Here is a 14,068-nt window from a genome sequence, read left to right on the forward strand (position 1 = left end):
AACGACGAAATTGCCTCGGGGAGCTGTAAGCAAGCATCGATCCGGGGATGTCCGAATGGGGAAACCCGGCTGCTGTAATAGGCAGTCACTCATACCTGAATCCATAGGGTGTGAAGAGGCATACGAGGGGAACTGAAACATCTAAGTACCCTCAGGAAGAGAAAACAATAGTGATTCCGTCAGTAGCGGCGAGCGAACGCGGAAGAGCCTAAACCGGAGAGCTTGCTCTCCGGGGTTGTGGGACGTCTCACATGGAGTCAGAAAGGTGTTTATTAGACGAAGAGGTCTGGAAAGGCCCGCCGTAGAAGGTAAAAGCCCTGTACTCGAAAGTAAATGCCCTCCGAGACGGATCCCGAGTACCGCGGGACACGTGAAACCCCGTGGGAATCCGGCAGGACCATCTGCTAAGGCTAAATACTCCCTGGCGACCGATAGTGAAGCAGTACCGTGAGGGAAAGGTGAAAAGCACCCCGGAAGGGGAGTGAAATAGAACCTGAAACCGTGTGCTTACAAGAAGTCAGAGCCCGTTTAATGGGTGATGGCGTGCCTTTTGTAGAATGAACCGGCGAGTTACGTTTACGTGCAAGGTTAAGGTGAAAAGCCGTAGCCGCAGCGAAAGCGAGTCTGAATAGGGCGAATGAGTACGTAGGCGTAGACCCGAAACCGTGTGATCTACCCCTGTCCAGGGTGAAGGTGCGGTAACACGCACTGGAGGCCCGAACCCACGAATGTTGAAAAATTCGGGGATGAGGTGGGGGTAGCGGAGAAATTCCAATCGAACTCGGAGATAGCTGGTTCTCCCCGAAATAGCTTTAGGGCTAGCCTCGGAGGAAGAGTCGTGGAGGTAGAGCACTGATTGGGTGCGGGGCCCGCCAAGGGTTACCAAGCTCAGTCAAACTCCGAATGCCATGGACTTATTATCCGGGAGTCAGACAATGGGTGCTAAGGTCCGTTGTCAAGAGGGAAACAGCCCAGACCATCAGCTAAGGCCCCTAAGTGTACGTTAAGTGGGAAAGGATGTGGAGTTGCCCAGACAACCAGGATGTTGGCTTAGAAGCAGCCATCATTTAAAGAGTGCGTAATAGCTCACTGGTCGAGTGACTCTGCGCCGAAAATGTAACGGGGCTAAACGTACCGCCGAAGCTATGGATTGATGCTTGCATCAGTGGTAGGGGAGCGTTGTGTACCGGGTTGAAGGCAGACCGGAAGGACTGCTGGACTGTACACAAGTGAGAATGCCGGTATGAGTAACGAAAAGACATGTGAGAATCATGTCCGCCGAAAGCCTAAGGGTTCCTGGGGAAGGCTCGTCCGCCCAGGGTAAGTCGGGACCTAAGGCGAGGCCGAAAGGCGTAGTCGAAGGACAACAGGTTGAAATTCCTGTACCACCGTAGCCGTTATGAGCAATGGGGGGACGCAGAAGGATAGGGACGCGAGCTGATGGATGCTCGTCCAAGCAGTGAGGCTGGTCAGTAGGCAAATCCGCTGACCGTAAGGCTGGGCTGTGACGGGGAGGGAAAATTACAGTACCGAAGGTCTTGATTTCATGCTGCCAAGAAAAGCCTCTAGCCAGGTGAAGGTGCCCGTACCGCAAACCGACACAGGTAGGCGAGAAGAGAATTCTAAGGCGCGCGGAAGAACTCTCGTTAAGGAACTCGGCAAAATGACCCCGTAACTTTGGGAGAAGGGGTGCCCCGGTAGGGTTTATAGCCCGAGGGGGCCGCAGTGAATAGGCCCGAGCGACTGTTTAGCAAAAACACAGGTCTGTGCGAAGCCGTAAGGCGAAGTATACGGGCTGACGCCTGCCCGGTGCTGGAAGGTTAAGGGGAGTGGTTAGCCGCAAGGCGAAGCTATGAACCGAAGCCCCAGTAAACGGCGGCCGTAACTATAACGGTCCTAAGGTAGCGAAATTCCTTGTCAGGTAAATTCTGACCCGCACGAATGGCGTAACGACTTGGGCGCTGTCTCAACGAGAGATCCGGTGAAATTTTAATACCTGTGAAGATGCAGGTTACCCGCGACAAGACGGAAAGACCCCATGGAGCTTTACTGCAGCTTGATATTGGACTTTGGTACGGTCTGTACAGGATAGGTGGGAGCCTGGGAAGCCGGAGCGCCAGCTTCGGTGGAGGCGCCGTTGGGATACCACCCTGATCGTATCGGAGTTCTAACCTGGGACCGTGGAACCGGTTCGGGGACAGTGTCAGGCGGGCAGTTTGACTGGGGCGGTCGCCTCCTAAAGAGTAACGGAGGCGCCCCAAGGTTCCCTCAGAATGGTTGGAAATCATTCGAAGAGTGCAAAGGCAGAAGGGAGCTTGACTGCGAGACCTACAAGTCGAGCAGGGACGAAAGTCGGGCTTAGTGATCCGGTGGTACCGCATGGAAGGGCCATCGCTCAACGGATAAAAGCTACCCTGGGGATAACAGGCTTATCTCCCCCAAGAGTCCACATCGACGGGGAGGTTTGGCACCTCGATGTCGGCTCATCGCATCCTGGGGCTGAAGTAGGTCCCAAGGGTTGGGCTGTTCGCCCATTAAAGCGGTACGCGAGCTGGGTTCAGAACGTCGTGAGACAGTTCGGTCCCTATCTGTCGCGGGCGTAGGAAATTTGAGAGGAGCTGTCCTTAGTACGAGAGGACCGGGATGGACGTACCGCTGGTGTACCAGTTGTCTCGCCAGAGGCATAGCTGGGTAGCCAAGTACGGAAGGGATAAGCGCTGAAAGCATCTAAGCGTGAAGCCCCCCTCAAGATGAGATTTCCCACATTGGTAAGACCCCTTGAAGACGACGAGGTAGATAGGTTGGAGGTGGAAGTGCAGCAATGCATGGAGCTGACCAATACTAATCGGTCGAGGGCTTATCCTAACGAAGATGATTTGATGATTTGCTTTCGCATTCAGTTTTTAAGGTACAATGTCTTGATTTGAGCATGTGAATCGCGTATAATACGGTGGACAGGCATTTTACATGCGATGTGGAGAGGTACCCAAGAGGCCGAAGGGGGCGCTTTGCTAAAGCGTTAGGGTGTAACAGCCGCGAGGGTTCGAATCCCTCTCTCTCCGCCACAGTGATTTTACAACCTTTTATATATGGCGGCGTAGCTCAGCTGGCTAGAGCGTACGGTTCATACCCGTGAGGTCGGGGGTTCGATCCCCTCCGCCGCTACCAATTTCATAAGGACGCTTAGCTCAGCTGGGAGAGCATCTGCCTTACAAGCAGAGGGTCGGCGGTTCGATCCCGTCAGCGTCCACCATCTTTTGCCGGTGTAGCTCAGTTGGTAGAGCGGCTGACTTGTAATCAGTAGGTCGTGGGTTCGACTCCTATCGCCGGCACCATTTGACTAAGGAGCTGTGGTGTAGAGGCCTAACATGCCTGCCTGTCACGCAGGAGAACGCGGGTTCGAATCCCGTCAGCTCCGCCATTTTACCTTTCGTTAGAGTGGCGACGCTTTATGTGCACCACTTTATTTTTTTGAAAAGTTACATATGGCTCGGTAGCTCAGTCGGTAGAGCAGAGGACTGAAAATCCTCGTGTCGGCGGTTCGATTCCGTCCCGAGCCACCATGTATAACATGGAGGATTAGCGAAGTGGCCAAACGCAGCAGACTGTAAATCTGTTCCCGTACGGGTTCGGTGGTTCGAATCCATCATCCTCCACCATTTATAAGAGCCATTAGCTCAGTTGGTAGAGCACCTGACTTTTAATCAGGGTGTCGAAGGTTCGAGTCCTTCATGGCTCACCAGTTTTTACTTCAAGACTTCAGTGAATGAACTGGAGTTTTTTTGTTTTTCGGCCGGGTTTGATCTGATCAAGCCCGGTCTTTTTGCGATCTGTAAGCGGGTACTAATAAAGCAGCCAGCGGTTGCGGAAGATACCGTGCAGGAAGCCTTGCTACACTCCTGCAATCAGCTGCTCGTCTGGATATGAAGACGGACTGTCAGATATGATACAATGGGAACCATAAAGAAGAAGGATAAGACGGGTGGAGAGATTCGGTATGGATAAGCAAGCGCTGCAGCAGCAAATCGAACATATATTGGATGCCTCTCTGGAGAAGCTGTCCGTGCCTTCATCGACATGGAGGGAATGGACCGGAGGAGAAGAGCTGGCGGACGGACAGCCGGCGGTCCTGGCGAAGCAGGGGGACGCCTGGTATATGCTATGGAAGCCGGGAACAGCGGCGACGGAAGTGTTGAAGCTGGAAGGCCGGGACCTTGCCGGACAGGAACAGCAATGGCTTCAGCTGATTTTGCGGATGGAGCACCGTCCGAAGCCTTCGCTGGCCGCGGCGCATATTAACGATGAGCAGCAGGCCCACTTGTTCGGGCAATGGGTCGCCGACCGGGTGAAGGAAGGCGAACCGAATGCGGAAGTGCCGGACAGCTTTTCTTGGAAAAGTAAGCTGTTCATTCAGGTTGTGCCGTTCCTGCTCGTGGCGGAGCATGCCCACCGGGAGGCGCCTGCCTATCAAGAATTGTACAAATTGCTCCGCTCTTACTTCGGCGGCGAGGTTAATCTAATTCCGCTGTCGGATAAGGAATGGCTTATTCTGTGCCCCGAGCAACTGACCCAGGCCGGCTCCGGAGAAGACGAGAGCGAAGAGCGGGAGACGATGGAAGAGCTGCTCACGTCCTACTGCCTCGGACTCTATGAGCTGCTGTCGAACGAGTGGGTCGGAGAGAGTCACCTGACCATCGGATACCCGTTCACGCCGGTGAAGGGCATTCCGGGCGTCGTATCTGAGTTAAGGGAGACGCTCTATTTGGGACGGGCTTTTCACGTGACCGACAATATTCATCTGCCTTGGGAGCTGCATCTGGAGCGGCTGGTCAACAGCATTCCCGACGAGGTGCGGAAGCAGTTCCTGCAGCGGGTCGTCACGAAGGCGGACAGCTTCGCTGATCCGGAGACGATGGCGACGCTGCAGCATTTTTTCCAGTTCGACTGCAGCGTGAGTGAGACCGCCAAGCGGATGTATATCCATCGTAATACCCTTTTATACCGATTGGATAAAATCAAGCATGAAACCGGGCTCGATGTGCGGAAATTTTCCGACGCGGTTTTAGTAAAGCTGATATTGCTATTGTATAAAGTAACAAAATAAGACGCTCATTTTTTGTGCATATTGTGAATGGTTATTTGTACAGGGTTCCGATACAATAAGGGTAACCGATTTCAGGAATATACGTATAAGGGGGAAACGCACATGGCAGGCGTTCGCTTAGAGCATATTTACAAAAAGTACCCGGGATCCGATAATCCAACCGTAAAAGACATCAACCTCGATATTCAGGACAAAGAGTTCCTTGTATTGGTTGGTCCTTCCGGTTGCGGTAAATCGACAACGCTTCGCATGATTGCAGGTCTGGAAGAAATCTCCGACGGGAAATTGTACATTGGCGACCGCCTTGTTAATGACGTGGCTCCAAAAGACCGCGACATCGCGATGGTGTTCCAATCCTACGCGTTGTATCCGCATATGAACGTATACCAAAACATGGCGTTCGGTCTGAAATTGCGTAAATTCAAAAAAGAAGACATCGACAAGCGCGTGCGCGAAGCCGCTCGCATCCTCGACATCGAGCATTTGCTGGATCGCAAGCCGAAGGCATTGTCCGGCGGTCAGCGTCAGCGTGTCGCCCTCGGCCGTGCAATCGTTCGTGAGCCGCAAGTGTTCCTGATGGACGAACCACTCTCCAACTTGGACGCGAAGCTTCGTGGACAGATGCGTTCCGAGATTACGAAATTGTCGAAGCGTCTGCAAACGACTGTTATCTATGTAACGCACGACCAGATCGAGGCTATGACAATGGGCGATCGGATCGTCGTTATGAAGGACGGCATCATTCAACAAGCGGCAGCACCTGACGTGCTCTATAACAACCCGCTTAACATGTTCGTCGCAGGCTTCATCGGTTCCCCTACGATGAACTTCATCAAGGGTTCCCTGGTAGAAGAGAACGGCACTACCCGCTTCAGAACGACAGGTCTGGACGTTACCGTGCCAGCAGGCAAGGCCCAAGTACTGAAGGAAAAAGGCTACCTCGGAAAAGAAGTCATTCTGGGTGTTCGTCCAGAGGACATTCATGAAGAGCCAGTCTTCCTGGAAGCATCGCCGAACACCGTATTCACTGCATCGATCGAAGTTACGGAGAACATGGGTCATGAAATGTTCCTGTACCTGACCGGTATCGGCACTGAGACGGTTATCGCACGCGTAGACGGCCGCTCCAACTCGAGAGAAGGCCAGAACGTCAAGCTTGCTATCGATATGAACAAAGTGCATGTTTTCGATACCGAGTCCGAATTGAACGTATTCGAAAACTAATCCGATATAAGGAAAGCGGAGGTTTCCCGTCTGGGAGCCTCCGCTTTTTGCGTATGTGGTGAGCCCTCGAACGGGCAATAATGAGCCGGATGAGTCAGCGCTCACTCGCGGCGTTGATGAGCTGGATGAATGCGTGCTGTCGCATGCATCGCATGAGTTCGGAGCATTCGTATCAGTTCTGAGCATCGTATGAGTTCGGAGCATCGCATGATCTCGGCAAGCACTCGAACCCCGCAGTAACAAGCGATTCTAGTAAAAATAATGCAAAATTACATCAGTTTATGCCATTATAACGTGAATTGGGTTATATTCCTGCAAAAACGGCTAGGCCCCCTATATCCGGAGTCATGCCCACCAAAAAATATGCGTTCTTAGAATTGCTTCCTATTTCGCGTAATTACATGGCCCGATGATATTTTGATCGGTCTTCCAGCGTCATGACCCACTTCGAGAATTGCGATGGTGACATGCTCTTTAGGCTACCATGCATTCTGCGGTTGTTATAGAAATCCATATAACGATCAAGTGCTTCATAGGCCTCTTCAAATGTCATAAATTCCGTCAGGCTGAACAGATCACGTTCGAGTATGCTATGAAATGACTCAATGTACGCGTTCATATTCGGGCTACGCGGCGGGATCCGTTCATGGACGATCTCCAGACTCTCGCACGTATCACCAAACAGCTTACTGACAAACTGAGGCCCGTTGTCGGTGCGAATGGTAGGTAAGTCATCGCCGGAATTCAGGCGTTCTTGCAGCGCACGGCATAGGGTCTGCACGACGTGCTTGGCCTCACACACGGAACCCCGGTATTGTCCGACGACGACGCGGTCAAATACGTCGATGATACTGAGCACGAAAAAGAATCGCTGACGCCCAACCACGTACCCATATTTAATGTCAATTTGCCATAGCTGGTTCACCCCGGTTACCGTTCGGTTTCTCGGTACTCTGCGAGGATGTTTGCTTGTTTTCTTTCGTTGTTTCTGAAGAATTCCTAACTCCTTGCAAATGCGGTACGCCTTTTTCTTGTTTAGGATCACGCCGCGTTGTCTGCGGAGGCACAGCGCCAAATTCTTGTACCCATACACGTGCTCTTCTCCTTCCAGGAGTTCGAGCATCCATTCTTTAATCTGTTCATCTGCAACTTTCCGGCCCGTGTTCGTAGAGGAAAATCCAGGTACAGGACGCCCTTTTAGGCCGCATGAAGCACGTTCTTCGGTGTTGGATGCCTCTCGTTTCTTCCGGCCATAGTACGTCGATTCGTGAACTTTCAGGATACGCAGAACCTTAGCTGTTGCATGCCCCCGCTTAATAAACGATTCTGCTACTTCAAGTCTTTCAGATAAGCGGGGTTCTTCTTTTTTACGAGTTCTCGCAGGATCTCGATCTCCAGTTCTTTTTCACCCAGGAGCTTTTTTGCCTGTTCGAACTTGGCCTCCACCTCTTGAAGTCGACGGAGTTCTTGCAGATGCTCGTCTGCTGCGGGTATCTCCTCTTGGCTAATTTCGTCACGGTGGTCTCTAACCCAAACACGTACAGTCTCCGGATGTACACCGTACATCCGGGCGAGTGTTCCCACCTTAATGCCGGCCAGTGCTTCCTTTACGATTTCCAAGCGTATTTCTTTGCTAAAGTGCTTTCCCATACTTATTGCCCCCTCTGATAACAGCTTATAATATTGGGGTTGAGAGCTCCAGTTTAATTAGGGGGCCTAGGAGAAAATGCATCTTTTTGCCTATCTCATCGCACTCCGAGGCGAAATGGCCTGAAATTGGTGTAGATTTGCAGGATTGACTTTAGAGGCAAGAGGTTCCGGCTGGCAAAACTGTATTATTGCAGGAATTCTGGTGCAGCTGATGTGAGATGCGCGTCACCCGGTTCGTTGGGGCGGAGTAACGTGAGATTCGCTGCCGAGCGCCCGAAGGGCCCCCCGTGGGGCCGTAATTCCGAGTAAGACGGCCTCGTCTACTGCTGTCTGTACAGCTGGCACTCGCGCTGGCTGCGGAGCCGGAGCTGCTTCTGCCGCTATCCACCACTGTCCACCGCTGTCTACGGCTACCACCGCTACCCCGCCGCGCTAAGTATCTACGTATGAATCTCTTCCAATGGGGCAACCGTAAATTTGCCGTAGGTGACTCCCTTCAAGGTCGTCATCTGATCGCTCAGCGCCCGCAGTTCGCTGCTCTTCCCCTTGACGACGATCATCTCCAGGCAGTTGTCTTGATCGAGATGGAAATGCGTCGTGGCCAATATCGAATCATGCATCTCATGCTGAATCCGCGCAAGGTCCTCCAGCAGGTTCCGGTGATGATGGCGGTAGAACAGCAAGATGCAGCCGGCGACGATCTTGTCTTCCGCCTCCAGCGACTGCTTCACCAACGCGTCACGGACCAGATCGCGGAACGCTTCCGAGCGGTTCTCATAGCCTTGCTCCTTGATCGATTCGTCGAACTTGTCCAGCAGCTTCCCGTCCATAGATACGCCAAAGCGCTTTACATTCGATTCATTCATGGGACACCTCTTACTACACGCTTTTTCTTATTAATGTACCACAAAATACAGCAAGAGGGCATGCCCGGCAAACATAGGCATGCCCTCTCTCCAGTTTAGTTCATATCCCACTCTTCGATATTCCACAGTACGCCGGAACCGTGATGACCCAGCGCACGGTCGCCGACGCCGGTGATTTTCTTGCTCACGCCATAGAGCGCGTCAATATAGACGAGGTAGGCAAAGGCGGGATCCTGATTCAGCGTTTGCTGGAATTGGCCATAGAGCTCCCGTCTTTTGTCGCGATCCGGCTCGATGCGCGCTTCGGTCAGCAGCCGGTCGACCTCGGCATTGCGATAAGCGCCGTAGTTGTACAATCCGTCTGCGCTCTGGCTGCTATGGAAGACCGGATAGGTATGATCATCCGGATCGAACTCGCTACCCCACGCAATCATGAATGTATCTACCTGATCGAAGTGAATGGCGCTCCAATCGAGCGGCTTCGGAATGACGGAGATGCCGACCGCTTTGAGCTGCGTGCTGATCGCGTTGACCAGGGCGACCCGTACGGAGTCGGTGGCGGGCGCGACGAACTCGAATTCGAAGCGCTTCCCGTCCTTCGTCAGGATGCCATCCTCGCCCGGTATCCAGCCGGCTTCCTGAAGCAGCTTCTTCGCTTCCTCCGGCCGGTAGTTCGCCCCTTCCGGGTATGGGAAGTTGGCCCATGATTTTTGCAGCGGCCCGTAAGCCGGCTCGCCATGCCCGAACAGGACGCCATGGACGAGCGCTTCCCGGTCGATCGCGGCGCTGATGGCTTGGCGGACGCGCACGTCTTCAAATAAAGGATTGCGGAAATTGTACAGCATGCCGCGATAGTCGACGGTCTTCATCTGTATAACCCGAAATGGATCCTGCTCCTTCACGCTGTCCCGTTGGTTGAGCTCGACAAAGGCGAGATCCAGCTCTCCGGTCTTGAGCTGCAGCAGCCGGGTATTTGGATCCGGGACCGGACGGACGATGATCTCATCCAGCTTGGCCTTGGTGCCATAGTAGGTGTCGCTGCGCACCAGCTCGATCGTCTTGTCCGCTCTCCACTCCCGCAGCTTGAACGGCCCGTTCCCGATCGGCTTGCGGTTGAAATCGGAGGTATGAATATCCGCGCCCTCCAGCACATGCTTCGGAATGAGCCCCAGCTTCAGCTTGTGAAGGAGCGGCGGGAACGGATGGGCCAGCGTAATCCGAAGTTCATCGGCCGCCAATACGTTCACCTGCCGAATCTCGGTGAAGTCTCCGCGAATCGGAGAATTGGTCTGCGGGTTCAGTAGCGTATCGAGCGTAAATTTAACATCTTCGGCGGTCACCGGCTCGCCGTCATCCCAGCGCGCATCGGTCCGCAGCTTGAAGGTATAGGTCAACTGGTCGTCGGAGATGGTCCAGCTCAGGGCAATATCCGGGGCGACTTCATTGTTCGAGGTCGTCCGTGTCAATCCGCGGAAGAGCATCGAATCGACATCATGCTCGTCATTCAGGATCGGATTCAGCTTCTCGACTTCCTTCTCCGCGCCATAGACGAGCCGCTTGACGCTAGAAGTTTGCCCGGATTCGCCCGCCGATGCTTGGTCTGTGGGGGCATGAGCCGCCGGCGAAGGCCCGGAACAGGCCGCCAGGAGCATGCTGACCAGGCAGAGAACCGCGAGCAGGGATCGATATCGTAGCTTCATTATTATCTACTCCTTACCATGGAATATGTTCAATGTAATCGGTTCAGGCTCACATCGTTGCACAGCCCATCGGCGGCTGCCTGGAATCGATGCGAGCATCCGCTTCGTATAAGGATGGTCCGAACCGGACAAGCCTGAGGCCGGAAGCTGCTCCACCAGCTCGCCGCGATACATGACCATGACGCGATGGCAGAGGTGGGCAGCGGCTCGAAGGTCATGCGTGATGAACAGGACGGCCATGCCGGTTCGCTCATTCCAGGACCGGATAAGCCCCAGCATTTGCCGCTGCAGCGTCATGTCGAGGCTGGCGAAGGGCTCGTCCAAGATAAGCAGGCTCGGCTCCAACAGCAGAGCCCGAGCCAGCGCGACGCGCTGCCGCATGCCGCCCGACAGCTCGTGAGGGTACCGGTCCAATAGCTCCGGGGACAGTCCCGTCTCGCGGGCGATCGCGCGAATCCGTTCCGCGGCGGAGCTGGCAGCGCGATTCCGCCGCGGCCGGTAATCGAGTCCTTCGCCGATAATCCGGCTGACCCGCCAGCGCGGATCGAACGAAGCGAACGGATCCTGATGGACCCATTGGACGGAAGGCCGGGCGCTTCCATTTCCCTGGGCAGGGGGCCATTGTATCGTGCCGCGATCCGGCTGCTCCAGCTGCAGCAGCAAGCGGGACAGCGTGCTCTTGCCGCTGCCGCTCTCGCCGATGAGGCCGACCATCTCGCCGCGGCGAATCGTGAAGGATGCCTCACGGACGGCCGCGACCGGGGTGGCCCGCTGCAGCCAGCGGCGTCCGGCGCGGTAGGTCTTGGTCAGGCCCCGCGCCTCCACGACCGGCGGCTCGTCCGGCAGCGGCTTCGAACCCGGAGCGGAGAAGGAAGCAAAGTCCTCGACGAGCTGCCGGGTATACGGGTGAGCCGGACGGTGCAGCACCTGGTCCGCCGGTCCGGCTTCGACTAGCGTTCCGCGCCGCATGACGAGGACCTCGTCCGCAATCTCGGCGACGACGCCGAGATCGTGGGTAATGAACAGGACGGTGCCCTCGGTTCGCACGCTCCATTGGCGAATGAGGCGCAGGATGTCCGCTTGCACCGGCATGTCTAGCGCGGTCGTCGGCTCGTCGGCGATAAGCAGCTCCGGCTCCGCAGCCAGCGCGAGCGCCAGCTGTACGCGCTGCCGCATGCCGCCCGACAACTCGTGAGGGTAAGCGTCATATACGCGTTCCGGATCAGGCAGCTGCATATCCCGCAGCAGCTGCAGCGCCCGCTTCTTCGCCTCCCCGCGGGGAAGCGGGGTATGGATCGCGAGCAATTCCGCGAAATGGCGCCCGATGCGGAGCAGCGGATCGAAGGTTCCGCTCGTATCCTGGAACACGTAGCCGACCCGGCTTCCGCGATAGCGTTGGAGCTGACGGGGAGGGAGCTTCAGAATATCGTCTCCCTTGAACCGGATCGAGCCGGAGGCGATGGATCCGCCGCGCGGCAGCATGCCAAGCAATGCCTGGGCGGTGACGCTCTTCCCCGATCCGCTCCCGCCGATGAGCGCCGTAATGCCCCGACCGGGCAAGGTGAACGAGAGGCGTGTCAATATGTCGTTGTCTGTGTCGGCCTTGGATGGAAGGGTTAGCGTAAGATCGCTAACCTCCAGCAGCGGTTCGGTCATCGTCGATCCCTCCGGTAGAACTGCGGGCTCCCCCACCGCTGCTGCCCGTCATCGCCAAGGAAGGTTACGGCCAGCACGGTAAGCGCGATGCCTAGACCGGGACAGACCGCCGCCCACCAGGCACCCGACAGCAAATGATTCTGGGCTCCTGCCAGCATATTGCCCCAGGAAGGCTCATGCGGAGGAATGCCCAGGCCGAGAAAGCTGAGCGTCGACTCCGACAGAATGGCATGGCCGATTCCGGTCGTCGTCATGACGAGTATCGTCGGCAGGCAATGGGGGGCGAAATGCCGGGCGAACAATTGGATGGGGGTGGCCCCCATCACGGTGGAAGCTTGAATGAATGCTTCTTCTTTGAGTGCGAGAATCTCGGTGCGAATCAGCTTCGCCAGCGGCATCCAGCCGGTCAAGCCGATGACAAGCACGACGGTCAGCAGGCTAGGCTTCAGCAGCGCCTGCAAGCCAATCATGAATAGCAGGCTCGGGATGCTCAGCAGGGCATCGGCGGCCCGCATCATGACGCGGTCGATCCAGCCGCCGCAGTAGCCGCTGATCATGCCGTAGGCAACGCCGGCCAGCAGCGATACTAACGCCGAAGCGCACCCGACCGCGAGGGAGACCCGGCCCCCGTACAGAAATCGGGTCAGCACATCCCGTCCCATCTCATCCGTCCCCAGCAGGTGAGAGGGTTGGGGAGGCAGCAAAATCGCGTCCAACTGGACATCTACCGGATGATAGCCGGTCAAGAGGGGAGCAGCTGCCGCACATAGGGTCAGTACAGCCAGGTAGAGAACAGACAGGTTCGTCATCCAGCGGCGTCTCTTCATTGCGCACTCCCCCTTGATAACAGCTGGCGCCGGATCTGCGGATGGTACCAGGCGCAGAACAGGTCGATCATGAGGCTGCCGGCCACGACGACGAAGGTGCTCAGCAGAATGGCAGCGAGCAGCACGGGGTAGTCATGGCTTTGCGCCGATTTGAGCGCGAGCATGCCAAGTCCGGGCCAGGAGAACAGCGTCTCGATAACGACCGATCCGGCAAAAGTTAAAGATAGAGACATGCCGATATAAGATAAGAAAGGAAGCGCCGCATTCGGCAGCATGTGGCGGAAAATGATTCGATGCGGGGAGACGCCGCGCATGCGCAGGGCCCGCACAAATTCCTTGTCGTTGATGACGGTAACGTGATTCCGCAATAGTCGAATGTAATATCCAATATGTGATAGCGCGAGGGCGGCGGCAGGCAGTGCAAGATGCCGGAGCCGTCCGATCCAGCCTTCCGCACCGCTGCCCATTCCGGCGATGGGGAACCATTGCAGCGCAATGGAGAACACCAGAATCAAGCACAGCGCAAGGTAGAAGGCCGGAAACGACATGAGCACGAGACTGACCGCAGTCACCGTGCGATCCATCTTCGAGGAAGGCCTCAAGCCTGTCATCGTACCGAAGAGGAGAGAGAGGAGAAGAGTAAGAAATGTGCCGGCCAGCATGAGCTGTACCGTCGGGCCGATAGCTTGGCCGATCAGGACGTCGACGCGTTCTCCGTTCAGATAGGAGCGTCCCCAATCGCCCTGCATAATGCCTTGCAGCCACTTGACGTACTGGCAATAGAGCGGTTCGTCCAGACCAAGGTTGGCGCGGATGCGAAGCTGATCGGCGGGAGTCAGCTTCTGAATCTGATCCCCATACAGCGCCATGGCCGGATCGCCCGGCAGCAGACGAATAAAGATAAATACGAGCAGGCTGACGATCAGCAAGACGATAACGGCCTCGCCCGCTCTGGAAAAGAGATATCTTCGCAAATCGTTCCTCCTGTCTGCGAATATCCCGTAACACGAATCATGCAACAAGTAACACTATAGCATGGTG

General features: G+C 55.6%; 9 protein-coding genes, 8 tRNA genes and 1 rRNA gene (1 of these 18 cut by a window edge). 11 read left to right on the plus strand and 7 right to left on the minus strand.

What is annotated here, in order from left to right:
• The 11 genes from NNL35_RS03485 to NNL35_RS03535 form a co-directional block, all read left to right on the plus strand.
• Nucleotides 1-2,865, plus strand: a 23S ribosomal RNA gene (locus NNL35_RS03485) (it extends 63 nt beyond the left edge of the window).
• A gap of 111 nt (nt 2,866-2,976) precedes the next feature.
• Nucleotides 2,977-3,065: transfer RNA gene (locus NNL35_RS03490), tRNA-Ser, on the plus strand.
• Nucleotides 3,066-3,091: 26 nt separating this feature from the next.
• Nucleotides 3,092-3,168 (plus strand) — tRNA-Met (locus NNL35_RS03495).
• A 9-nt stretch (nt 3,169-3,177) separates the two neighbouring features.
• Nucleotides 3,178-3,253 (plus strand) — tRNA-Val (locus NNL35_RS03500).
• A gap of 6 nt (nt 3,254-3,259) precedes the next feature.
• Nucleotides 3,260-3,335, plus strand: a tRNA-Thr gene (locus tag NNL35_RS03505).
• 9 nt (nt 3,336-3,344) lie between these two features.
• Nucleotides 3,345-3,421: transfer RNA gene (locus NNL35_RS03510), tRNA-Asp, on the plus strand.
• A 66-nt stretch (nt 3,422-3,487) separates the two neighbouring features.
• Nucleotides 3,488-3,563 (plus strand) — tRNA-Phe (locus tag NNL35_RS03515).
• 10 nt (nt 3,564-3,573) lie between these two features.
• Nucleotides 3,574-3,659: transfer RNA gene (locus NNL35_RS03520), tRNA-Tyr, on the plus strand.
• A gap of 7 nt (nt 3,660-3,666) precedes the next feature.
• Nucleotides 3,667-3,742, plus strand: a tRNA-Lys gene (locus tag NNL35_RS03525).
• Nucleotides 3,743-3,997: 255 nt separating this feature from the next.
• Nucleotides 3,998-5,104, plus strand: a complete 1,107-nt coding sequence (locus NNL35_RS03530) for a PucR family transcriptional regulator (RefSeq protein ID WP_006679642.1) — start codon at nt 3,998-4,000, stop codon at nt 5,102-5,104.
• A gap of 102 nt (nt 5,105-5,206) precedes the next feature.
• Entirely contained in the window at nt 5,207-6,328 is a 1,122-nt protein-coding gene (locus NNL35_RS03535; RefSeq protein WP_006679641.1) for an ABC transporter ATP-binding protein, read from the plus strand.
• A 397-nt stretch (nt 6,329-6,725) separates the two neighbouring features.
• Here NNL35_RS03535 and NNL35_RS03540 read toward each other — a convergent pair whose 3' ends face one another.
• From NNL35_RS03540 to NNL35_RS03570, 7 genes are all read right to left on the minus strand, one after another.
• On the minus strand, nt 6,726-7,646 hold the full coding sequence (locus tag NNL35_RS03540; RefSeq protein ID WP_276540149.1) for an IS3 family transposase: 921 nt from the start codon (nt 7,644-7,646) through the stop codon (nt 6,726-6,728).
• A gap of 11 nt (nt 7,647-7,657) precedes the next feature.
• Nucleotides 7,658-7,978: a transposase gene (locus NNL35_RS03545; protein WP_040734339.1), complete on the minus strand. Its 321-nt coding sequence runs from the start codon at nt 7,976-7,978 to the stop codon at nt 7,658-7,660.
• Nucleotides 7,979-8,418: 440 nt separating this feature from the next.
• Complete coding sequence (nikR, locus tag NNL35_RS03550) at nt 8,419-8,844, minus strand: nickel-responsive transcriptional regulator NikR (protein ID WP_006678926.1); 426 nt, start codon at nt 8,842-8,844, stop codon at nt 8,419-8,421.
• A gap of 95 nt (nt 8,845-8,939) precedes the next feature.
• Entirely contained in the window at nt 8,940-10,544 is a 1,605-nt protein-coding gene (locus NNL35_RS03555) for an ABC transporter substrate-binding protein (RefSeq protein WP_006678925.1), read from the minus strand.
• A 6-nt stretch (nt 10,545-10,550) separates the two neighbouring features.
• On the minus strand, nt 10,551-12,200 hold the full coding sequence (locus NNL35_RS03560; RefSeq protein WP_006678924.1) for an ATP-binding cassette domain-containing protein: 1,650 nt from the start codon (nt 12,198-12,200) through the stop codon (nt 10,551-10,553).
• Nucleotides 12,197-13,027 carry an ABC transporter permease gene (locus NNL35_RS03565; RefSeq protein ID WP_006678923.1) on the minus strand — a complete coding sequence of 277 codons (831 nt, stop codon included), beginning with the start codon at nt 13,025-13,027 and terminating at the stop codon, nt 12,197-12,199. The genes NNL35_RS03560 and NNL35_RS03565 overlap by 4 nt, the downstream gene beginning before the upstream one ends.
• Nucleotides 13,024-14,001, minus strand: coding sequence for an ABC transporter permease (locus NNL35_RS03570; RefSeq protein WP_006678922.1), 978 nt, complete (start codon nt 13,999-14,001; stop codon nt 13,024-13,026). The genes NNL35_RS03565 and NNL35_RS03570 overlap by 4 nt, the downstream gene beginning before the upstream one ends.
• Nucleotides 14,002-14,068 lie beyond the last annotated feature (67 nt).

Origin of the sequence: Paenibacillus dendritiformis (assembly GCF_945605565.1) — a bacterium.
GTDB lineage: Bacteria > Bacillota > Bacilli > Paenibacillales > Paenibacillaceae > Paenibacillus_B > Paenibacillus_B dendritiformis_A.